Source organism: uncultured Algoriphagus sp. (assembly GCF_963974835.1).
GTDB lineage: Bacteria > Bacteroidota > Bacteroidia > Cytophagales > Cyclobacteriaceae > Algoriphagus.
Window position 1 is genome coordinate 14,930 of sequence record NZ_CAXBET010000005.1, and the last position, 22,393, is coordinate 37,322.

20 protein-coding genes are annotated in these 22,393 nt (G+C 38.7%); 10 read left to right on the plus strand and 10 right to left on the minus strand.

The window, feature by feature from the left end; genetic code table 11:
• Nucleotides 1-26 precede the first annotated feature (26 nt).
• From AACZ73_RS11460 to AACZ73_RS11470, 3 genes are read left to right on the plus strand one after another with little or no spacing between them, the layout of a single operon-like run.
• Nucleotides 27-719: a multiubiquitin domain-containing protein gene (locus AACZ73_RS11460; protein ID WP_339877945.1), complete on the plus strand. Its 693-nt coding sequence runs from the start codon at nt 27-29 to the stop codon at nt 717-719.
• Nucleotides 694-1,872 carry a ThiF family adenylyltransferase gene (locus AACZ73_RS11465; RefSeq protein WP_339877947.1) on the plus strand — a complete coding sequence of 393 codons (1,179 nt, stop codon included), beginning with the start codon at nt 694-696 and terminating at the stop codon, nt 1,870-1,872. Before AACZ73_RS11460 ends, AACZ73_RS11465 begins: the two co-directional genes overlap by 26 nt.
• Nucleotides 1,862-2,269 carry a DUF6527 family protein gene (locus AACZ73_RS11470; RefSeq protein WP_339877949.1) on the plus strand — a complete coding sequence of 136 codons (408 nt, stop codon included), beginning with the start codon at nt 1,862-1,864 and terminating at the stop codon, nt 2,267-2,269. The genes AACZ73_RS11465 and AACZ73_RS11470 overlap by 11 nt, the downstream gene beginning before the upstream one ends.
• A 191-nt stretch (nt 2,270-2,460) precedes the next feature.
• On the opposite strand, the gene AACZ73_RS11475 is transcribed toward AACZ73_RS11470, so the two are convergent.
• The 5 genes from AACZ73_RS11475 to AACZ73_RS11495 form a co-directional block, all read right to left on the minus strand.
• Entirely contained in the window at nt 2,461-2,697 is a 237-nt protein-coding gene (locus tag AACZ73_RS11475) for a hypothetical protein (RefSeq protein WP_339877951.1), read from the minus strand.
• A gap of 15 nt (nt 2,698-2,712) precedes the next feature.
• The gene (locus tag AACZ73_RS11480; RefSeq protein ID WP_339877952.1) at nt 2,713-3,798 is read right to left on the minus strand and encodes a hypothetical protein; all 1,086 of its coding nucleotides are present in this window, start codon (nt 3,796-3,798) and stop codon (nt 2,713-2,715) included.
• A gap of 279 nt (nt 3,799-4,077) precedes the next feature.
• Entirely contained in the window at nt 4,078-5,871 is a 1,794-nt protein-coding gene (locus AACZ73_RS11485; RefSeq protein WP_339877954.1) for a restriction endonuclease, read from the minus strand.
• A 110-nt stretch (nt 5,872-5,981) separates the two neighbouring features.
• Nucleotides 5,982-6,326 carry a DUF5763 domain-containing protein gene (locus AACZ73_RS11490; RefSeq protein WP_339877956.1) on the minus strand — a complete coding sequence of 115 codons (345 nt, stop codon included), beginning with the start codon at nt 6,324-6,326 and terminating at the stop codon, nt 5,982-5,984.
• Nucleotides 6,327-6,551: 225 nt separating this feature from the next.
• On the minus strand, nt 6,552-6,872 hold the full coding sequence (locus AACZ73_RS11495) for a YegP family protein (RefSeq protein ID WP_339877958.1): 321 nt from the start codon (nt 6,870-6,872) through the stop codon (nt 6,552-6,554).
• Nucleotides 6,873-7,110: 238 nt separating this feature from the next.
• Between AACZ73_RS11495 and AACZ73_RS11500 the strand changes: the two genes are divergently transcribed.
• The 3 genes from AACZ73_RS11500 (at nt 7,111) to AACZ73_RS11510 (ending at nt 8,109) form a co-directional block, all read left to right on the plus strand.
• Nucleotides 7,111-7,476 (plus strand): hypothetical protein, encoded by a 366-nt coding sequence (locus AACZ73_RS11500; protein WP_339877960.1) that lies wholly within the window; start codon nt 7,111-7,113, stop codon nt 7,474-7,476.
• 187 nt (nt 7,477-7,663) lie between these two features.
• A complete protein-coding gene (locus AACZ73_RS11505) occupies nt 7,664-7,966 on the plus strand; it encodes a hypothetical protein (protein ID WP_339877961.1) in 303 nt (100 codons plus the stop codon).
• Nucleotides 7,967-7,974: 8 nt separating this feature from the next.
• Nucleotides 7,975-8,109: a hypothetical protein gene (locus AACZ73_RS11510; protein WP_339877962.1), complete on the plus strand. Its 135-nt coding sequence runs from the start codon at nt 7,975-7,977 to the stop codon at nt 8,107-8,109.
• A 406-nt stretch (nt 8,110-8,515) separates the two neighbouring features.
• Here AACZ73_RS11510 and AACZ73_RS11515 read toward each other — a convergent pair whose 3' ends face one another.
• The 4 genes from AACZ73_RS11515 to AACZ73_RS11530 all read right to left on the minus strand — a co-directional run bounded on the left by AACZ73_RS11515 (nt 8,516) and on the right by AACZ73_RS11530 (nt 11,244).
• Entirely contained in the window at nt 8,516-9,472 is a 957-nt protein-coding gene (locus AACZ73_RS11515; RefSeq protein WP_339877964.1) for a cation diffusion facilitator family transporter, read from the minus strand.
• Nucleotides 9,469-9,900 carry a transporter substrate-binding domain-containing protein gene (locus AACZ73_RS11520; RefSeq protein WP_339877965.1) on the minus strand — a complete coding sequence of 144 codons (432 nt, stop codon included), beginning with the start codon at nt 9,898-9,900 and terminating at the stop codon, nt 9,469-9,471. Before AACZ73_RS11520 ends, AACZ73_RS11515 begins: the two co-directional genes overlap by 4 nt.
• Before the next feature lie 90 nt (nt 9,901-9,990).
• Nucleotides 9,991-10,521, minus strand: coding sequence for a YetF domain-containing protein (locus AACZ73_RS11525; RefSeq protein ID WP_339877967.1), 531 nt, complete (start codon nt 10,519-10,521; stop codon nt 9,991-9,993).
• A 333-nt stretch (nt 10,522-10,854) separates the two neighbouring features.
• On the minus strand, nt 10,855-11,244 hold the full coding sequence (locus tag AACZ73_RS11530; protein WP_339877968.1) for a hypothetical protein: 390 nt from the start codon (nt 11,242-11,244) through the stop codon (nt 10,855-10,857).
• Between the two features lie 619 nt (nt 11,245-11,863).
• On the opposite strand from AACZ73_RS11530, the gene AACZ73_RS11535 reads away from it, so the two are divergent.
• Nucleotides 11,864-12,145, plus strand: a complete 282-nt coding sequence (locus tag AACZ73_RS11535; protein ID WP_339877970.1) for a hypothetical protein — start codon at nt 11,864-11,866, stop codon at nt 12,143-12,145.
• Nucleotides 12,146-12,273: 128 nt separating this feature from the next.
• Here the strand turns inward: AACZ73_RS11535 and AACZ73_RS11540 are convergent, their stop codons facing one another.
• The gene (locus tag AACZ73_RS11540; protein WP_339877972.1) at nt 12,274-12,645 is read right to left on the minus strand and encodes a hypothetical protein; all 372 of its coding nucleotides are present in this window, start codon (nt 12,643-12,645) and stop codon (nt 12,274-12,276) included.
• 1,589 nt (nt 12,646-14,234) lie between these two features.
• On the opposite strand from AACZ73_RS11540, the gene AACZ73_RS11545 reads away from it, so the two are divergent.
• From AACZ73_RS11545 to AACZ73_RS11555, 3 genes are all read left to right on the plus strand, one after another.
• Nucleotides 14,235-17,252, plus strand: coding sequence for a TonB-dependent receptor (locus tag AACZ73_RS11545; RefSeq protein WP_339877974.1), 3,018 nt, complete (start codon nt 14,235-14,237; stop codon nt 17,250-17,252).
• A 6-nt stretch (nt 17,253-17,258) separates the two neighbouring features.
• A complete protein-coding gene (locus AACZ73_RS11550; protein WP_339877975.1) occupies nt 17,259-18,932 on the plus strand; it encodes a RagB/SusD family nutrient uptake outer membrane protein in 1,674 nt (557 codons plus the stop codon).
• A gap of 351 nt (nt 18,933-19,283) precedes the next feature.
• Nucleotides 19,284-22,382 (plus strand): SusC/RagA family TonB-linked outer membrane protein, encoded by a 3,099-nt coding sequence (locus AACZ73_RS11555; protein WP_339877976.1) that lies wholly within the window; start codon nt 19,284-19,286, stop codon nt 22,380-22,382.
• Nucleotides 22,383-22,393 lie beyond the last annotated feature (11 nt).

The window sequence follows — 22,393 nt, forward strand, 5'->3', positions numbered from 1 at the left end:
TGTTTAACACCAAAAAGATTATTAAAATGAACAATTTCGAAGAAGGGGTGATACCCCAAAAAAATCCGGGCCTAAAGCTCGTGATTGAAGGTAAGCAGTATGAAACCTTCGAACAATACTTGACTGGAGCACAGCTTAAAGAACTTGCTGGGATCCCATTAACCACCGAGCTTTTTCTTTCAATAGCTCGACCTTACAAGGACGAGCTAATAGAAAACGACAAGTCAGTCAATCTTGCCAGACCAGAGACAGAGTACTTCTTTGTAAAAAAGAAGCTTCACTTCTCTATCGATGGAAAGCCATTTGTCTGGTACAAACAGTATATCCGAGGAATTCAAATTCGGGAGCTTGGAAACATTCCTCCAGAGGTAGACATTTTCCTGGATATCAAGGAAGGATGGGAGGACGATTTGATCACTGAGGATGAGATAGTAGATCTTGCTAGACCAGGAAAGGAGAAATTTATCACCAAACCTGTTCCAGTCAAATTTACGGTCATCGTAAACGCGCAAGAGAAGGGCTGGGACAAACCAACGATTTCCTTCGAGCAAGTTATAAAGTTGGCCTTTGGAGCTTATGACCCTAATCCAAATAAAGGGTATACGGTTAACTATTTCAGAGGACATGAACCAAAACCCGAAGGGACTATGGTGAAAAATTCAGTTGTACGTGTTAAAAACAAAATGGTATTCAATGTCACAGCAACTGATAAATCGTAATCCGGACTTAAAACGCCTTCGGGATGAGGGCTATGAAATGGAAATTATAGGTGGACATTTACTTGTCCACCATATCCCCTATCTGAATTCAAAAAAAGAAATCAAATACGGAACATTGGTAAGCCCACTTACTTTGATTGGGAATGGGAAAATCGAGAAGCCAAACAATCATGTAATAGAGTTTGCCGGAGAAAATCCATGCAATCTAGATGGCACTGTGATTTCTGAAATACAGCATTCAAACAATCCAAAAAAACTGAATGACAGAATTCATATTGATAGATCATTTTCTAACAAACCACCCGGAGGATATCCGAATCAATACGAGAAGGTCAAGCGATATGCGGATATCATTTCTGCATCGGCTAAATTTCTAGATAGCAGAGTGACTGAGAAGACTTTTAAAGTTATTGCTGATTCAGCATGTGAAACGGTATTCCAGTACATCGACACCAATTCGAGCAGGGCTCAAATTGAGAACATCAATGATAAAGTAAAGGGACATAAGATTGCAATAGTGGGTCTTGGCGGAACAGGTGCTTATATACTGGATCTGGTGGCCAAAACTCCTGTGGGAGAAATTCATATCTATGATGGAGACAGCTTTGACCAGCACAATGCATTTCGATCTCCAGGTGCTGCTTCTGTCGATATTCTCAACCAGAGTCCTTCAAAAGTCTCTTACTATAATGAGACATATTCCAAAATGCATAAAGGAATTGTGGAGCATGCATACTATGTTAAAAAAGGTAATTTGTCTGAGTTGGATGAGATGTCCTATGTCTTTGTCTGTGTGGATAATAATGCAGCTAGAAAAATGATCACCGACTATTTAGCTGAAAAGGGAATTCCCTTTTCGGATGTTGGTCTTGGCATAATTGAAGTAGATGGAAAACTTACTGGGGCAGTTAGGGTGACTTCTGGTTCTACCGAAAAAACAGACCATTTAAACTCAAGGATATTTCCCGAAGAAGCAGGGGATAATGAATATGCTACAAACATTCAGATAGCGGATTTAAATGTCCTTAATGGAGCCATGGCAGTGATCAGATGGAAAAAGTGTTCTGGTATATATGCTGATTTGGAAAATGAGCATCATTCAACTTATTCAATTGAGGTTTCAAAAATCCTAAATGATGATCATGCAACATAGTTTTGTAGAATTTATTCCTGATCAATTACATGAAGGAATACTATACATTTCTATAGATTATTGCACAGCCATACACCTTTGTGTGTGTGGCTGCCGCAATAAAGTGGTGACACCATTCTCTCCTACTGACTGGAAAATGACATTTGACGGAAAAAGCATTTCGCTCTATCCTTCCATCGGCAATTGGAATTTTGACTGTCAGTCTCACTACTGGATCAAAAAGGGAAATGTGGAATGGTCCGGATCTTGGTCAGATGATCAAATTTCAAACGGGAGGCAAGCCGATATTGTAGCCAAAGAGAAGTACTATACCCCTAAGCCTGAAAAAAAATTACTGATTGAAGAGAATAAGAAGAAAAGTCTTTGGGATTGGTTTATGGAGTCTTTAAAACTTTAACCGTTCAGTGGATTAAAAAAACAAGAGGGGCATTAGCCCCTCATGTATAATTTCTTTACAAATTCCAAATTCCTGTAAAGCTCAGAATTTTAATAGATAAATGACGAGTTTTTTGTGCCGTGTTAAAACTCACAATCATTTTTACAACGGTGTTAACAAAGCGAAATTAATAGTACGATTAAACGAAATATTTAAACGGTTAAAACCGAATCTTCTTCTTTATCAACTTCTGGCGGAAATAATTCATCAAAAGTGTATTCATTACCATTAATTGAACTAAACCCACCATAATATTTAACTACCGAAGAGCCTCCATTAGCGCTAATTCCATCATCTATTTTTTTCAATAGGCGTTCTTTTTCTTCGCGAATTTTTCTTAACTGTTCTCTCAAAAAATCAGCATTATTAATATTAAGATTTTCAGTCATAAGTTCCTCCCTCTGTTAATTTAATTTGCTATTATAATACAATTGAACATAATCTCTCAACTCATATGCCAAAGAATTCAAAATTGGCAGAGCAAATGCTTCGAAAGTACTATGGAATGTGGCATCACTTCCCAAAATATTCTCATCTTTAAAGTAAATATTCAAAGTCCCAACCACATCAACCCCCTGCTCTCCTTCACAAATTAACGAGAACGAAGCAAAACTATTGAAAAAATTACGGTTTTTTTCGTAATATTTAACAACATCATCCTTTAATTTTTCCGGCAGAGAATCATACTCCTTACTACTATCAAGAGTGTTTTTGCAATAATACTCTCCCTTCAGGAAAGCTAACCCCGAACCAGGAACCTGAGAAAGATTAATCTTTCTTTCGTTTATTATAGGAATAGTAATTTGCCTATTCTTATTGTCTAAGCCATCAAATGAATAAATTTCGGGCAGATTGGTCAAGACCCCTTTTAAATACTCAATTTTAATATAATTCCTTATACAAGTTTTATTTTTTTCAAGTTCTTTTATAAGGACGTCATTTTCAGTTTTAATAAAGATCATTAAATCTGCTGAATATTTACTCTTTTCTATGTTTGAAAATCTAGAAATCAGATCTCTCAAACCATCTAACACGTTAATAAATATCATTTCGTAGGCTTCTTTTGAAATTGGTATTTTAGCATTTTTTGCTAACCAGATGCTCTTCATTATACTTTTATAGATTGGCCCATACTGATCAAAAATCTTAATATTTGGTGCCTTATATATTGAGTTTTTGATATCTGAAATAGCTGAATCCATTTTCTCATTGCCCGTCTTATTCCTTTTACCATAATAAAAAACTAACCAAAAAAGAAATGAAAAAGTAATTAGTATGTAAATAGAAGTTAACCAATCTACATAGCTCTCAGAAATTTTTTTATCTGAAAACACTGTTTGAAAAAACAAACGTATACTCCCTGATATTCTATCCTTAAAACCAGCAAAGATAATCCCAAGTATGTATGGTATAAAGTATGAGAAAAACTTCTCCCATACACCGTTATCAATTCCAGATTTGCTTGTAAGTGTTTGAATTTTTTTTACCATTTTTTAATTCGTATTTCATGTCATATTCAGTAAGGGATTTTATTCTTTAACTCCCCGTATGGGCGTGGCTAAATGGTTTGTGATGACTGGGTGGGATTTGCAATTACACCCCTCTATCCTTACCAATTTGTAATTGACTTAGTCTACCTCACCCCATCTCTCTCCTTTAGGAGAGGGCGCTTGGCGCTGCTAGTTATTAACTATGTAGTCCAATATCTTCACCCCAATTATTATTTCAAATTAGCATTTGCTTGTGATTTTATGATCTGATTCAAAATTCTAATTGATCGCTTTCTGAATCCTTTTTGCCTCAGCTAAATCAATCCTTACTTTGTGCCCATGTTTTTCAAGTAAGTAAAGTAAGTTTGATCCATTCATTAAAGTAATCGGTTTATTAGAAGCAAATTCATAAGCGTCCGGCCCATAATCGGCTGTGGTAACCAAAATACCTTTAGTAGCCCCTTCATTTAATACAGTTCCATACAAGTCCCTTACCGCTGAGACCCCCACTGTATTTGTATACCTTTTAGCTTGGATCACAATTTTACCACCTCTTATTGGATCAGGATCAAAAGCAATAGCATCAACTCCACCATCTCGACTTGCCTGAGTTACCTTTACCTCTCCCCCATTTGAATTGAATTCTTTCCCAAATATCTCCCTCAGTAAATGTTCAAAATCTTCCCAATCCATGGAAGCTAAATTATCTCCTTCATTAATCCGGTCTGCAACATCATAGGAAGAAACAAATCTCTTATCTTCCTTATTGATTTGAGCGATTGGTTGAACTGCCACTATTCCACTTAATTTACTGCTTCCTATTCCTTTTAGATTTTTAAAGCAAGTTTTGGGATCTACATGTGCAAGATTTATCTCCATAAACTCTGGTTTCCCAGCTTGAATGGAAACTATACAGTTATTCACTAATTTCCCTGTGGCTTTATTTATTGCTTCAACCCAACCATTAAATATTATCGCATCCAAAGCATCGGCCTGATCCGCTTCAAAAAGTTCATGTATTGTCCTCAAGGTAATTTTGTAAATCGACTCGTCATAAATTCGTGCAACTTGTGCCTCTGACAAATGAGATTCCTTTAACTCCTTTCTGGTAGCTATATATTTGACATCTAGTAAAGTGGGGATTTGAGATGGGGATGGTAAAACATATTCTACCAACAGGATTCTTGTTTCGGGGTTGTAATCAATGTCAAAATCCTTCGGAAAACTATCAGGGTATTCTGAGTTATTCAGTACCATCTCACAATACTCAATAACTGACCTTGGATCACAGGAGAAATACCTCTCTTTTAAAATATCTATATTTTCATTATGCTCTTTTTGATTGACATAATGCTCCTCTTGATGCAATAGCCATTCTTTTTCCAATTCTCTGAAATGAGATCTTACCTTCTCCTTTTCATCTTCAACAGCTAATAGTTTTCTTTCGAATTCGGATTGCAAGGAGACATTATAAGCTTCCGTCTCCATTACGCTTTTCTTCCATGATTCCAACACCATTTCAAATTCCTGATTCGCTTTATCTTCTTTCTTTTTTCTAAATGAGGGAATGACTTTATCAATGAAGGATAACTTTGGACTAAAATAGTAACTTTGAGGCTGAGCACTTTTTTCTCTAAAAACAGGAGGGGTTGGTTCCTTATGCTTTTTCAATTCACTGGTTAATCCATTTATGGGATTTGGTATTTTGAATTTTCTGAAATCCTTCAAACTCTCCCAGTCGACCGTATCATCAATATCCAGTGTATGATGAAGAAGGTTTGAGACAGCATCTTGCAGCGTTTTAGCCTCTAAACTTTTTTCCTCAGCTGTACTTAAATTATTTTCCTTTTCGGAATTTGCTTTACTTCTGAGCTCTATTTTATTCCACTGTTCATCCCACTTAAAAAATTGAGCTTTAATCTTTTTGTCCAAGATGTAACTATCAAGATCCTTTAAAACCCTGTATGTCCCCAAGCCTAAATGCTTAATCTCTGCTATGTATCTAGTATCATAGCTTCTTGTAAACTCTGTAGACTCGTCAATTTCGTGAAGACTTGAATAATCGTAACTCATAAAGATATTGTTAAGGCATTTATTAGACTTCTTCGTAAAGACTAAACATCAATTTCTGGTGACCTGACTTTACGTTTTTTACTATTATTTATTTGCAACCGTATCCCCGCTTACCCATCATGCTGCCAACAGTAACTACCTCCAGCCGCAGATTTCCTTGAGCATCTGGAACCAGCTTTTGTGGTTGCCTTGCATTGGGAGGAAGTTGCTTGTGCTGGCTTATTTTCTTTACTTGGCTCTGTTTTACTTGACCCAGCCGATAGAGGAAGAGGTTTGGCTTCTCCCGTTTCCGTGCTGGAAGGCTTGCATACCAAACAGGCGGTCAATCCCATCTTTTTTGCATCGGTAAGTGTAGCTGCCCAGCCTGTTTTGGCGTAGCGACTGGACTCTTTGTGATACTTCACTCCTGTCTTTGTGATAAAGACCGTCTGCGCCTGAAGCTGGGAAGCAAGCAAGAAGAAGAGCGTGGAAAAGAAGCCGTACAGCAGTTTGTCACCTCACCCCTCTCCCGATACGCTGCGCTATCGGGACAGGCTCTCTCCTGAAGAGAGAGGGCGCTTGTTTAGTACTATCATCAAGATATCAGAATCAAAAGGTGGTGAATGGGGTCTGTATTAAAGTCCTTGAAGGTATACCAATTGTTGGCGAAGTCACTGTCAGAATTAATGAATTTGCTTAAGTCAATCTTCGACTTGTGCATTTGGCGCATTTCTTTTGACGCTTTCTATACCCTGATCTCTTGCATAAGAAGAGCTATACATCTCACTTGTACCCAACACTTGGTAGTTATTGGCTACTTGTGTAAAATATGGCTCCATGCGGGCTGAGCTTAATCTTCTAAAATTTGTGTCCGAAACGCAATTTTTGCTACTGGATATGCCTTGTAAGCATCCTTGCTTTGTCGTATAAGTTTCACTAGTTAGAAGAGTTTCTCCATTTCCGGCCTTTAAAACCCAGAAAAATTGACCATTTGTTGCCTTTTTAACTACATATTTTGACATGATTTAATGATTATGTATGTGAAAGAAAATAATAAAAAAGAACTTTAGGATTTAAGCCTAGAGAGGATACTAAAAGTTGGTGCGTTTTCTGATGTTTTGAGCAATTGTAAGAACGGGAATATATGGATATAAAAAAATACCCTGTACAGGGTATTTTTGCATATAATCTTCTGATTATCTTGTACTATGAAGTTTTTTTTAAGGAGTCAGTCCTGTTTTTCTGATAGTTTCTGTTGCTTTGGGAGCTTGTTCTGAAGAGCAAATCCCCAGTCTTCCAGATGATCCAGGTATTACGGCACGGGATAGTCTACTAGCCATCTATGGAGATCAGATGGATATCAAGGATCCGGCATATCTTGAAGTGTATTCGCATGGAGTGGTTGGGCTCACCTACCTCTATGGGAAGGTTGATGGCATGTTCTGGCTGGGCTTATTTGAATCACCAGGGAAGAAAATCCGTGAATACTTGGTAGATCTGGACCCTGAAGCCAGTATCCAAATATTTATCAGATTATCCACAATGAAGCCAGTGACTTCCACTTTGCTTATCAGGCTGGAAGACCACCTACCTGTGCCGAAAAGAGTTGACTTTGCTGGAATTTGACAGGAGATGGACAGGGGGATTTTGCCCTATGCCGATGAGATGGGAGAAAAATTTAGCCCTACATATAGTCGCAGTAGATCCAGTCAAAACTTTATCCTAAGTATATCTCTGATATATAAGACGTTGCAATTTTGTGATTTTATTCTTATATTAATCTTTTGAATTTTTTACCCTTCCCACTTGACTTATGAAACTCTTAAATGAATATACTTACCTCCTTCATGAGAAAGAAGTCAATGCCCATCTGGAGCAGGATCATCCGGTAATAAAGGCGAATTTGTATGGAGCTAAATTGCAGGATGGACCTTGCAAATCCGTTTACTTTATGCTACTGGGTTCCTCAAAACGCTATTTTGATGAGTATGATAAAATCCTTCAGGGGATTCTAAGAAAATATTCAGGTAAGACTTTGGCATTCAGCTATGAAGTCATCAATAAACTTCCTATAAAAAAAGAAATGGACCTAATAACCCTAGGATCTAGACATTAGGCCATGCGATGGCTCAATTCTTCCAGGCAATCTTTACAGGCTTCAACGCAATTCCGGCATTCGACAAGGTCATGTTTAGAACATTCAGCTATGCACATTTTGCATGCTTCGGCGCAGGAATACATCATCACTCCTCTGTCTAACCTTGCAGATTCGCAGGCATCCAAACACGGTGAGTATTTATGATTCTGGACAACTGCTTCACAATTTTGAATACATCGCTCAATTGCTCTTGTGCAATTGTTTTTAAGTTGCGTCAATCGATTCATTGGTTTCTGGGTCTATTCCAATAACTAAAAACCAAAAATTCAGCCACTTTGAACTAACACTATCTACCATGGGCCAATTCAGAAATAGGGTAGTTTATGCGCAGGTATAATAATTTAATTAAAGTTAATTGTTGAAAAAGAATCCTCACCTTGTAGAAGAGTGGCCATCATATTCCCTCAGGAAATATTGGCATTTACCCTCAATTCCACCATCAAAAATTAAAATGCACCTTCTCGCTGGTCATTCACTAAGGCTGCAATATTCCACTGTTAAAATACCTTATCTGTCTTCCTGCTCAAAATCTTTCACGATCATTATGGTCACATCATGGATTTTCCAATGATAATCAAGCAGCTGTTTCTGCGATTCGGTCAGTAATTCTTCGAGGTTTGCAACTTGTTTGGCAACCACGTAAACTTCCCCAAAATACACCTGACCTTGCTCCCGGAACCTAACCATGATTTTCTCTGCCCAGGGCCATTCGCTTGCAAGTTCCCTAATCTCATCTATGAGTCCATCTGGGGTTGAACCTGTCACATCTGAGGGACTTCTGTCCATCAGGTCCGACACGGCATTTTTCAGATTTTCCAACCCATCTTTTATCACAGATACTGATATCAAAAGAGCAGCTAAAGAGTCCATCCACCAAAACCCGAGTCCCACTCCTATTATGCCCGCTACAGCTGCAAAGGCTGTTTGATAATCCGCCTTTTGAGTATTGGCATCAGTAAATAGGATTTTGTTATGCATTTTTTTAGCCAAAGGCATTTTTTTATAACCAAGCCACATCGCAGGAAAAGCGCTGTAACAAAGGGCTACTATCATTACCCATCCCATCCAGATCTGCTCGTCAAAGATGAAAACACTTCCGATTGTCGGTCTTTCCATATTTATCAGGGAAATCGAAGAATCCACCGCCAAATAACACCCCATGGAAAACAGGGCTACCGAACCTGTCAAAAAGGCAATACTAAATACTCTATGGAATCCATATGGAAAGCGCTTATTCGCTGGTTTTTCAAAATATCGGCTGGCAATAAGGAAAGCAATAGCCGGCAAAGTACTCAGCGCATCTTCAAGCCATGCTGTTTTCATTGCCTGGCTTGAGCCCATGACAAGATTCATTACAATGATTACGGAAATCAAATATCCGATAGTAATCCATTCAAGTTTAACCGCTTGCCTTAGGGTAGATCTTAACCTAAAAGGTAACCTAAAATCAGCCGTAGTTCTCATAAGTTATTTAGAAATGATTCAAGGGTAAAAACCAGGCTATTCTCCCCTTTGGGAATAAGAATCACATGGTTGTCCTCGTCATAAGGAGAAGTGAGCCCTGCCTTTTCTTTCCAGATAGTATTTTTTTTGAAGCCACCTACCAATATTGCTATTTCGGCCTTCTCCAGCTTACTAACCAGATATGTCTCTGATCCTTTCACATATTCTACCTCCAGATTTTCCTTCTCAGCAAAAGCTTCAACAATATCCACTTCTATTCCCCGAGCCTTTTCCCCGTCGAAATAAGAATATGGTGGATTATCCGTCACACCTACTTTCAAACTAAGCCTTCGGGCAATCTCCAATGAGTCTCGGGAATCCTTTGGGATTCCGCAACCTACAGCCGAAAAGAAGGCTGAGTAGCAACAAACCTTTAATAAGCTATTCATACTTTTTCTGTTAAACTAAATTACCCGACTCAAATAATTCAACTTTAGTCTCATTTTGGATCATTCTCAATTTTTCCCTTAATAGATATTTCAATAACCAAACTTACTTTTTAGAAGGTTGCCTACCGAACTGATCTTACCACTGCTGACTTCTTCGATGACGGAGAGATCACCCGTACTTTCCAAAACGATCAGATGAACCTGGTCCAAGTTGGCATAACCTTTCAGTCTACATGCACTATATAACTCTTCCCGAGTGAGTCGTTGCTTTTTCATTTCGTCATCCAAAAATTCTCCCTGATAGAATACAATGGCTGGCTGACTAGTCACTAATGATTTGAAACCTTTAAATCGTACAGACAGAAATGTAAAAATGTATTGCATCACTATAAAAAGTGAAATAGCTAAAACACCATCAACCAGGGTAATATTCTTGTTGAGTGAAATCGACGCTAGACATGAACCTAACGCTATGGTAACTACAAAGTCGAAAGCATTCATTTTGGACAAGGTTCTCTTACCCGATATCCTAAGCAAAAATACCATCGCCAGATATCCTAATACAGTTAACACAACCGTTCTAAATGTACTTTCCCAGTTTTCATAAATAATTTGATCCATTGTTACTTTAATTTTGATGAACTATTCTGGTTTGATCTTCCTTTGAAGCAAATGGATGATGGAAGCGAAAGAAACAATCAGTTGTTGGGCAAAATCCAGCTGAGCTTCATATTGCTGTTCTTTATACTTCTGAAACTGCCTGACCATACTATTTCTCCACTTAAACAAATGCTTCCAAAAGCAATTTTTTTATAAATCCCATTCTCAGGAATTGGTGACGCAAAGCCTGCAAGCGACTCCCCCACTCTGCGTAGTCATTTTGCTCGTGGCACTGGGTGAAGTTACAAACTCATCCCTCTATCCTTTCTAATTTGCACTTGGTTATATAGCTTTCTATCCATCATGATGCCAGCAATAACTACTTCCAGCAGCAGATTTCCGTGAACATCTCGATACAAATTTGGTGGTGGTGGCTCTGCATTGAGTGGAAGCTGGCTGAGTCGGTATGGTTTCTTTGCTTGATTCTAACTTTTTTGGTTCTGATGTTAGCGGGATTGGTTTGGCTTCTCTCGTTTCTGTGCTGGAAGACTCGCATACCAGACAGGCAGTTAAGCCTATCTTTTTGGCTGCAGCAAGATCTGAAGCCCAGCCTGTTATGGAGTAGCGGCAGGATTCCTTGTTTAACCTCGCTCCTGTCTTACTGATAGAGACAGTCTGAACCTGAAGCTGGGCTGCAAGTAGAAATAAGGCGGTGAAAAGGAAGCAGTACAAAAATTTGTACATCTGGGTTAGATTGGGTTCAGGTGGATTTCCTGAATTAAGCCCGGAAGGATGCTATAAAAGTTGGTTGTTCTACCTCACCCCTCTCCTCAAAGAAAGGGCGATCGGCTCTGCTCAAGAAGGAGATCAAGGCTATGAAGTAGGTTGTTCTCAAAAATTAAAAGGCTGAGGCAAGAAAAGGGAAAAATCGGAAGATTCCCAGCGCGCAGCCTGGCTGCTTCGCTAAAATGAGCCAAAGGGATCATTTTTTTACGCTCGCCCCTCCTGTTTATGGTATTTTTTGTACCTACCCCCTTCTTTCCAAAGAATTACCTGTATAACTCTGTTCACTTTTTCTGTCGAAAACAGAAAGGGGACATATGATCCTATTCAAAAACCTGTGAGCTCGGCGTTTGGCGTGACTTCTCTTCTTTATCTAGCAAGTACTATCAATTGATAAATCGGACTAAGTAATTTACGCATTCCAGCGATGGAATAAAGTTAGAGACTATCCAATATGCCCGCAAAAAAACATGGATCGCAAGGTGCATCCTACATAAGATCTTCATCTTTGAGGTTTGCAGATTCTACTATTTTAAAACTATGGATTGATTTTTATATTAATAATGTTTAGTTTTTAGTTATGAAACGAAAACATTATGTAAGTATTACTGAGGAATTACAGGCTGAGTATCCTGAAAAATCAATTCTGGAGATTTATAGTAGGGCTATAGAGATTGAAAGTCAGCTTAATGAAGCTAGTGGTGATACTACTGTCAAACATTATCCTCGAACTATGGAAGGAATACTGATGGGTTTTTGCCATGGTGATGATGTTTTAAAGGATGCATTAATTAATTTTCTGCTTGCTCTGGATAGGGATTTAAAAAAAATTAAAGAGCAGGGAGATCCTGAAGTTGAGTAACCTTTTACCCTCAACATACTTAAAAGCTGAGTAGCATTGATAAAGCTATTTAGGCATACTATTCCTTGATTAGTTTTGTGATGGTATTGGAATAGATTTTGGCAGGTATTAGAGGCTGAAATGGTTCTTTACTGGTGCTGTAGCAGCTCCCTTAATTCGTCTAGCTCTATAGATTTTGTGTTGTCTAAGTTGACAAATCTAAAGGGATGGTACTCCATTAGATCCAGGACAATTGGAAGCAGTGCCTCAGTAGTTTTATACTCATGCTGTAAAAGTAGGATTACCTCATTTCCCTTAAGTATTGGGTAGCCAGTATCAAAGCTTACCGCCTCATAGGGATTGCTAGTAAGAAAACCTATATCCAATGAGATATTGCTGATAGGCACTGTCTCCATCGTCTCCATAGTTGCGATTATGAAAATGCTCGGTGTGGTTGTGGTTACTTGCTTAATATCTGTGTATTCAGTGAAAATGTAACTTTTAATTTTAAATTCTCTCATAGCTAAAAGTTTAAGTGTTTTTTAATATAGGAGTTTCTGTATAAAAAGTAAAGGTTGTAGAAAAGCTACTATGATGCTTTTGATCAGACTATAATTTAAATAGCTAACTGAGGTAGTAAATATGAATAGGCTTTCTTTATCATCGAGAAATATACCTATACTGCTTTGGTCTGCTGGGTGTGGTCAAATCCAATCGAGAATTAGTGGAATTAGCCTAACGTTGGGTCTGTCCTAATGCATAAAAAATGGAAGTAAGAAGGACTATAACTCTACAATTCTGCTCAGGTAACTAGGTATATCCTAGTGTTTAACGATTCCTCAGTTTTTGCCCAAAATGAGAGTTGGGTTTCGCATAACTCTATTTTAAAAAGTTCATACAGCAAATCTCCCGTTCAGAAAAAAACTTGCTGGAGCACCTCATTGCTGATTATATTTAGCTTTTAGCCAGTCAGTTTTGACCTGAATGATCAATTTCGGAATTAGAAACTAAAATTGACTCAATAATTGCAACTAAGTTTTTTATGAAAGATTCTAGACAAGAGTTATCGCTAATGCTTAACAATGTTCTTCATGAGATATATGATATAATCTGTATTAAGTCAAATGAGCTGATAACATCTGAGGTAGTAAGCGCCTATCTTTTTAAATATATTCCTCAATACTTTTATGAAAATAACATCCCTCTACATGCCCTGGTAATTACTCCCATGAATAATGGGTACCAGATAACGATAAACCAGACTTTTACCAAACACTGGATGTTGAATTCGTCAAATTGCAATAGTATCAGTGTAGCTTAGATGGGATGAACCAGGCAGTAGGTGCTGGTTCCGAAGATCGGGTATAATTGAAACTGATAATACCGGTCTTCCTTCTCGCCTGCACGTGCACAAAACTGCTTCTCCAAATGCTCTGGAAGTTCATAGAAATTTTATTTTATATGTCCCCAATTCATTTTGAAGTTCTAAAGAATGAAAGGATCCTGACAAGGGTCGCCTTTGGATTATGTGATAAGAACATCAGTGTTTTTACGGTTTAGAATTTCAAGTTCCGGAAATATCCATTGCCCATTTTTAGTAATTTCCTTATAGGCAAAGTTGATTTAAGGGGCGCACTGTACATGATGGGTTTAGGAAGAATTATATTCAACTATTAGGCTATCTGATTAACCGCAATGATGCCAGCGACCTCCTTTGCTTTGCTTATCAGGCTGGAGGACCCCTGCCCGACAGCAGGCGGGGATGACAGGTGACCGAAGTACCAGTAATGCTAGTATTTACCTTACTTTAAGTCGCTTTTTACCTTTTACTGGTGCAATTGCAGATGTACATATTATGCTACATGTATCAGGATTAATAGCCTCGAGACTGTTTAAATTGCTAAGCCATAGTGAAGTGCTAATTGAATTTCGTGATTTTGATTTTATTAACGCAATCGATTGCGTAACTCCACCATTCATCCTCTTGAAAAAAGGTTTTATATAAGGTATCTTGACTTCATCATAGTTTCCGCCTGTATGCTTTTTACTAGAATTCATGTCAGAGGAAGAATTATGAGTATTTATTTATTATCAACAAACCCAATTTACTATGAAAGCAAAAATTTACTCGCACTTGCGGGTAGTGCTGTTTTTGTTGCTCAGCTCCTCTTACAGCTGGGCACAAGAAGCTCAAATCCGAGGAACAGTCTATGATGAAACTGGACAACCTCTACCGGGCGCAACTATCCTCGTAAAAGGTACAACAACCGGAACTACATCAGACCTTGATGGAAAGTACTCTATTTCAAGCCCTGCAAACGGCACACTCATTTTCTCTTTCATAGGCTATACTCCTATAGAAAAAGAGGTTGGCAACCAAACCGTGATTGATGTAAATCTATCTCCAGATCTAGCAGATCTGGAGGAAGTGGTAGTCGTGGGATACGGTACAGCTAAGAAAAGCCAACTGACGGGAGCAATATCTTCCGTTGGATCAAAAGAAATCGCCGAACTTCCGATCAAAGATGCTAGACAAGCACTACAGGGACGTGCAGCTGGTGTAGACGTGACACAGCCAGGTTCTAAGCCAGGTGCATCTCCTCAGGTAAGAATTAGGGGGAGAAGATCTATCACTGCATCGAATGAGCCATTGTACGTGGTAGATGGAATTCCGCTATCTGGAGGTATTGATGATATTAATCCTCAGGATATTACCTCCATGGAGGTATTGAAAGATGCATCAGCTACCGCCATCTATGGTTCCCGAGGTTCCAATGGGGTGGTTCTGATCACTACAAAGAGAGGAACTGTGGGTAAAACAGTGGTCTCTCTGGATGCCTATTATGGAATAAATAAAGAATTGGGAAGAATTGATGTATTCAATGGACCGGAGTTCGCAGAATATAAAAGAGAATCCAGAAGAGCGGGAGAAGGGTACCCTGAAGGTCCTGCAACCCCGGAAGCGGATGCTTCAATTTTTGAGCCTGTAGAACTGGATGGAATCGCACAGGGAAGAACAACAGATTATCCTGCCGGACTAATGAGAACGGGTTCCATACAAAGCTATCAGTTAGGTGTAAGTGGGGGAAGTGATAAAACCACCTTCTTTGTATCCGGCAACTACTTTAAAGACGAAGGTGTAATTATCAATCAGGATTATACGCGATATACTTTCAGGGCGAATATCGATCACAAAATCTCAAAAAATATCAAATTCGGAACTTCTACCTTAGTTTCATATAGTGAGCGTAATGGAGAAAATTTTAATCCTCTTGGAGGAGCCCTCGCAGAAAATCCTCTTGGAAAGCCCTATGATGATGAAGGAAATCTAATCTTCCTTCCTACTCAAGATGGTTTAAGAACCAATCCTTTTGCAGAAATAGTACCTGGAGCTCAAATGGATTTGACTAAAAACTACAGGATTTTCAATAGTATTTTTGCCCAGTGGGATATACTTCCAGGCCTAAGTTACAGATTGGTATTCGGTCCAGATTTTACAATTAGTAGAAACGGTAGGTTTACAGGTTCTCAGACTAATGCAAGACGTGGTGGGGCAGCTACAGGGAGTGTAAATGAAGAATTCCGATTCAATTACACGCTAGAAAATATTGTAAACTATACCAAGACCTTCAATGAAGTTCATAATCTAAATATTACAGCTCTTCAATCCATTCAAGAGGATAATCAAGAGAACTCTTCGATCAGCGTCCTTGGAATACCTGCAGAATCGCAGCTATTCCACAGGCTCGGTGATGCTTCTCAAATTACAGGAGCAAACACTTACTTGGAACAATGGTCACTTATGTCCTTCATGGGAAGAGTCAATTATGACTACAAAAACAAGTACTTGGTAACAGCCACGTTGAGAGCTGATGGTAGTTCCAGATTTGGTTCTAACAACCGCTTCGCATATTTCCCTTCTGTGGCCCTTGGTTGGAATATTCACTCAGAAGCATTCATGCAAAATTCCTCAACTGTAGATCAGTTGAAACTGAGAGCATCTTATGGTTCTATAGGAAGCCAGGCAATCGACCCTTATCAGACCCAAGCACTATTAGGCAGAACTAGTTATGCATATAATAATACTGCTGCTTTTGGTTATAGACCAAGCTCAATCGGGAACCCTGATTTGAGATGGGAAACCTCTACCACATTGAACGTAGGTCTAGACTTTGCTCTGTGGAACAGTAGAATCTTTGGTTCTTTGGAATACTATGTTACGAATACCAGTGATTTGCTAGCTCCTCAGCCTCTTCCAACATCAATTGGTTTTGGAGGATTTATAACTAATATCGGAGAAACCCAAAACAGAGGTGTAGAACTTACCATATCAACCCTAAATATTGAAAAGGGAAGTTTTGTTTGGTCCTCTGATATCGTTTTCACGAAGAATACTGAAGAGATCAAATCTTTACCTAATGGGGATGATATAGCTGCAGGCAGATTTATTGGTCAGCCTTTAACCATATTCTACGATTTAAAGAAAATCGGAATCTGGCAGACATCCGAATTGGATGAAGCTACATCTTATGGTAGCGTACCAGGTGAGATCAAAATTGAAGACTTCAACAACGATGGTGTCATCAATTCCGAAGACAGACAATTTCTAGGTTCTGCAGTTCCTGATTTTGCGTTGGGTTTAACTAACCGATTCAATTTCAAAGGATTTGATCTATCATTTTTCCTTTACGGTAGGTTTGGATACATGATCAGATCTCAATTCCACACCCAAAATAATTCTCTAGCAGGGCGATACAACAACCTGGATATTGACTATTGGACTCCAACCAATCCTACAAATGCTTATCCTAGACCAAATGTGAACCAGGAAAGTGCGAAATACGCAAGCTCTATGGAGTATTTTGATGGTACTTTTATTAAAGTAAGAAACATCAACTTCGGATATACTTTCACTCCTGAAGCTGCAAAGAAAATCGGATTGACAAGCCTGAGACTTTATAGTAGTATTCAGCAGCCATTCATTTTTGCCAACTACCGTAAAGAACACAAAGGCATAGATCCTGAAGTTTATTTGGACGGAGAGCAAGGTGTAGGTGCCGGTGCGGTTAACTCTAACGTAACACCTGCCATCACTTCTTTCACATTTGGTATTAATGCTAAATTCTAATTAATTATGAAAAAATTAGCCATAAATATAAAATACTGGGCAAAGTCGACTGCCCTAATTCTAGGCCTTTCGGCAGCTGTATCCTGTGATGGATTTCTGGAGGAAGATGTAATTTCCAATATTGGCAATGATTACCTCAACACACCAAAAGGTATGAATGACGGAATTAATGCCGCTTACAGCTCGATGAGAGCTTGGTACGGTACCGAGCGCGGAAATAACTTGACAATTTTCGGAACAGACATATTCACAAATGGAGCTGATGGATCGTATAAATTTATGAATACGTATACCAACCAGTTTGATTCCAGGGTTAACCATTTACAAGAACTTTGGGATGAATTTTACAGAGGAATCAACACCTGTAATGCTGTGATAGACCGATCTGTCAATCTTACAGGAATTTCACAGGAAATTGTCGCACAACGTGTGGCAGAAGCCAAATTCATTCGAGCTCACCACTATTTCATCTTGGTTCAGTTATTTGGAGGAATTGATCTACAGCTCTCAGAAACCATTCTACCTACCAAAGAAGTCACAAGGGCGACAGTACCCGAAATTTATTCTGCTATAATAAAAGACTTGCAGGAAGCTATTCCTAATCTGGAAGCCGAAGCTCAATCATCGGATTATGGACGTGCTACCCGCCCTGCCGCAGAGCATTTATTGGGAAGAGTATATCTGACAAAAGGTACTTCAGAGGCTGCTGAATCATCAGACTTTGCCAATGCTGAACCATTGTTCCAAAGCGTAATTGATAACTATGGTTTTGAATTGCTAGATAATTTTGGAGATATCCACGCGTTTGGCAACGAGATCAACAGTGAAGTGATATGGTCCACTCAGTATACGTATGATCCATTGACAAACGGAGGTGGAAATAACGCTCACGTTTTCTTCCTGATGGAATACGATGTGCAGCCTGGAATGATCAGGGATACTGAAAATGGAAGACCATTCAAGCGGTATAAATCCACTGACTACACGTTGAATACCATCTTTGCAGACCGTGTAAATGATTCTAGGTATAAAAACACGTATGTAGACCATTTCCTCTCCAATAACCCAGGTACATTCAATACTACATTTGATAAATCAAAAGCTTCGGTAACTTTTGCTGCAGGTGATACCACAATTTGGCTTCCGGGCTATAATATGTCTGAGGCAGAAAGGGCAAAATACCCCTATCAAGTATTGACGCCAGAGCTTTATACAGAGAGATTATTTCCTCCAATGAAAAAGCATAAAGATCCTGGGCGTGTGGACCGTACGCAATTTGAAGGTGGTAGAGACTACATTGCTATGCGTCTTGCTGATACTTACTTACTTCTTGCAGAATCGCAATTCAAACAAGGAAAAATTGGCTTGGCTACAGAAAATATTAACGTGGTAAGAAGAAGAGCTGCTTTCCCCGGAAAAGAGGCGGAGATGGAAATTTCAGAATCTGAATTAACATTCGAATTCATTACTGAGGAGAGAGCAAGGGAACTCATAGGTGAACAGACCAGATGGTTGGATCTTGTTAGATGGAATATCTTGGTGGAGCGAGTAAAGGCTTACAATCCTTCCGATGCTAAAACCAATATCCAGGATTACCATGTACTGAGACCTATTCCTCAGAACCAAATTGACCGGGCCGAAGGAAATGCCAGCGCATTCCCGCAAAACCCAGGGTATTAAGATACAAATTATGTTATTTAAGAGCTGCTTCGAAATTCGAAGCAGCTCTTTTTTTTACCTAATATATATACCAAAATTATATGTAAAAAGACCATCTATATATAAATTCCACCACTAAACATATAACTAGATGTGTTAAATAGATTGGATTTTATCATATAAAATGATTGGACATTTAAACACTAATAATTAAAAAAACCGCCTTAAACGCGTCCGAAAACGATTGCGTTGATTATTACTAATAGAAATAGGACGTGCATATATATTTATTTTACCTTAGAATGTTAATTACTAATAAATCATGTAGTTAATATTTTAATAAATAAATCATTAACGATTAACCCTCTTCTTATGCGGTACAAATTTTACAAAAACCTCTGGTTGATTGTATTTCTTCTGAGTGTAAGCGTCACCTATACGCATGCTCAGGAAGTACAGATCACAGGCACTGTTTTAGACGAAACAGATATGCCTTTACCGGGAGTGACCATTATTCTAAAAGGAACAACTACGGGAGTCACTACCGATCTTGACGGAAAATATTCAATTAATGCACCTCAAGATGGTGTATTGGTATTTTCATTTATAGGCTACGATCCTATAGAAATGGAAATAGGAAATCAGTCCGTAATTGATATTCGGATGAATCCTAATACTTCTGATCTCGAGGAAGTAGTGGTCATTGGATATGGTTCTGCAAAGAAGCGTGACATTACTGGAGCTGTATCCTCAGTAAATGCAAATAAGTTGGAAAATGAAAATCCAAATTCTGTCCAAGACATCCTTAGGGGAAATGCAGCAGGATTGAATGTAGGGATGGCTACATCTGCCAAAGGTGGTGGATCACTTCAAATAAGAGGTCAAACCTCACTGAACGCCGGAAATTCTCCTTTACTAGTTTTGGATGGAGCAATCTATTACGGAGAACTATCCGATATAAATCCAAATGACATTGATAATCTGGAAGTACTTAAAGACGCCAGTGCTGCTGCAGTATTTGGAGCTAAAGCCGCAAACGGGGTAATCTTAATAACAACTAAAAAAGGCTCTTTGGGTAAGCCTGTTATCAAATTCAATATAAACTCAGGCTTAGCCACAATGGCTACTTTTCCTGATGTTTATGGACCTGATGGATTTATTAGCTGGAGAGAAGATGTATTCAAAAGTATAAATGCAGGTGGGTATGATCCTTATGAATTCTCCGATCCCAGAACTTTACCGAGTGATATTTCCCTGGAAGATTGGATGGCTTATGATGGATCATCAGGTGACCCAGTGACTGTATGGCTTCAAAGACTCAACATGCAACCTGCAGAAATTGAAAATTACAAAGCGGGGAGGTCTGTGGACTGGAGGGATAAAATATTTCAGACTGGATTTAGACAAGATTACACCGTGAGTCTTTCAGGAAGAACAGAAAATTTTAACTATTACTGGTCTCTTGGCTACTTGAACAATGAGGGCATTATCATAGGTGATGAATACTCTACCATCCGCAGTAGAGTAAATATGGAAGGAAAAGTAAATAAGTGGCTCACAGTTGGAATGAACACCCAATTTGCGCTAAGCGATGACAGTCGTGTGCCCATTGATGATGATCCAGCCCCTATGTATTCAGATTGGGGATTATACCGTACTCTTTCGCCTTGGGGCTCAGAATACAATGAAGATGGCACCTATAAATGGAGACCAAACGATGAACCTAGTGGTGGTAAACACCCAGCTTACGATCGCAGCTTTACAGATAGAAACCAAAAAGGATTCTCCATCAACTCTACGCTTTTCGCATCTATAAAATTACCTTTCGGTTTTAATTTCAGAACAAATTTTAGCCCTCGATTTGAATATAATGACCGATTTTATCACAAGTCTGCAGAACACGCAGAATGGTCAGCTGAGGGAGGTATAGCATCAAGAAAAGAATACAAGCAATATTATTGGCAGTTAGATAATATCCTCACTTGGCAGAAGACCTTTGCGGAAAAACATGACTTCAATGGCACATTCTTGATCAATGCAGAAAAATTCCAGTCTTGGGACAACACCATGACAAATAACGGTTTTGAGCCGCATGATCGTTTGGGTTATCACAATATTGGTGGTGGGATCAACCCTATTATTTCCAGCAATGATGAGTATAGTACAGGTGATGCAATGATGGGTCGCTTGATTTATTCTTATGATGGGAAATATTCGACCACTTTATCTGTGAGAAGAGATGGATATTCTGCCTTTGGACAGAGTAATCCAAGAGCTTTATTTTACTCCGCTGCAGTCGGATGGGTCTTTTCAGATGAAAACTTCATCAATTTTGATTGGTTGGATTTTGGCAAAATGCGATTCTCCTGGGGAAGTAATGGTAATAGAGATATAGGTAGATATGTCGCTATATCAGACTTGAGCACAGGAAAGTACTTCTACGAAAGACCGAGTGGAGAGCTTTATTTGGTCAATCAGCTCTATGTAAATAGAATGGAAAACAAAAATCTTCAATGGGAAAGGACCGAATCATTTAACCTAGGTATTGATTTTTCACTGCTCAAGACCAGATTATCCGGAACTATAGAATTATATAAAATGTCAACCCGGGATTTGCTTGTCCAGAGAAGTTTGCCGGACTTTCTAGGATTCAGCTTTGTTTGGGATAATTTAGGACAAGTCGACAACAAAGGCTTTGAGCTTACTTTAAATTCTACAAATTTCGAAAGAAATAATTTTACTTGGAGATCCACAGCCAATTTCCAATTGAATAGAAATGAGATTGTGAGCCTTTATGGTGATTTAGATGAAAATGGTCAAGAGCTTGATGACCCAGGTAATGGATGGTTTATAGGTCATGCCATCGACCAAATTTGGAATTACAAGACTCAGGGGATATGGCAGTCCGATGAAGCAGATGAAGCTGCTTTATATGGTGTAAAGCCAGGAGATTATAAAATAGAAGATGTGGATGGAGATGGCAAATTCACCAATGCAGACAGACAATTTCAGGGTTATACTGCACCTAGATTCCGCTGGAGCCTTAGAAACGAATTTACTCTTTTCAACAACTTCGATATTTCATTCATGTTGTATTCCTATTTGGGACACTATGGCTCTTTTAACCAAATGAAAAACAGGGATGGCTTCCTAGATAGAACTAGCTCATATGTAACACCATATTGGACAGAAGATAATCCTAACAATGAGTGGGCAAGACTTAATTCAAGTGAAGGTGGAGCTGGTGGATTTAATGTCTACCGTAAAAAGTCATTTGTCCGCTTGGAAAATATCTCAATGGGGTACAACCTTCCTAAACAATTGACTGAAAAAGCCAATATCACCAACCTACGGGTTTACGGTAACATTAGAAATGTTGGATTTTATGCTCCACAGTGGGATTTCTGGGATCCGGAAAATTCGGGGCCTATACCTAGATATTTCACACTTGGAATTGACGTCACACTGTAAAGTCTAAAAAA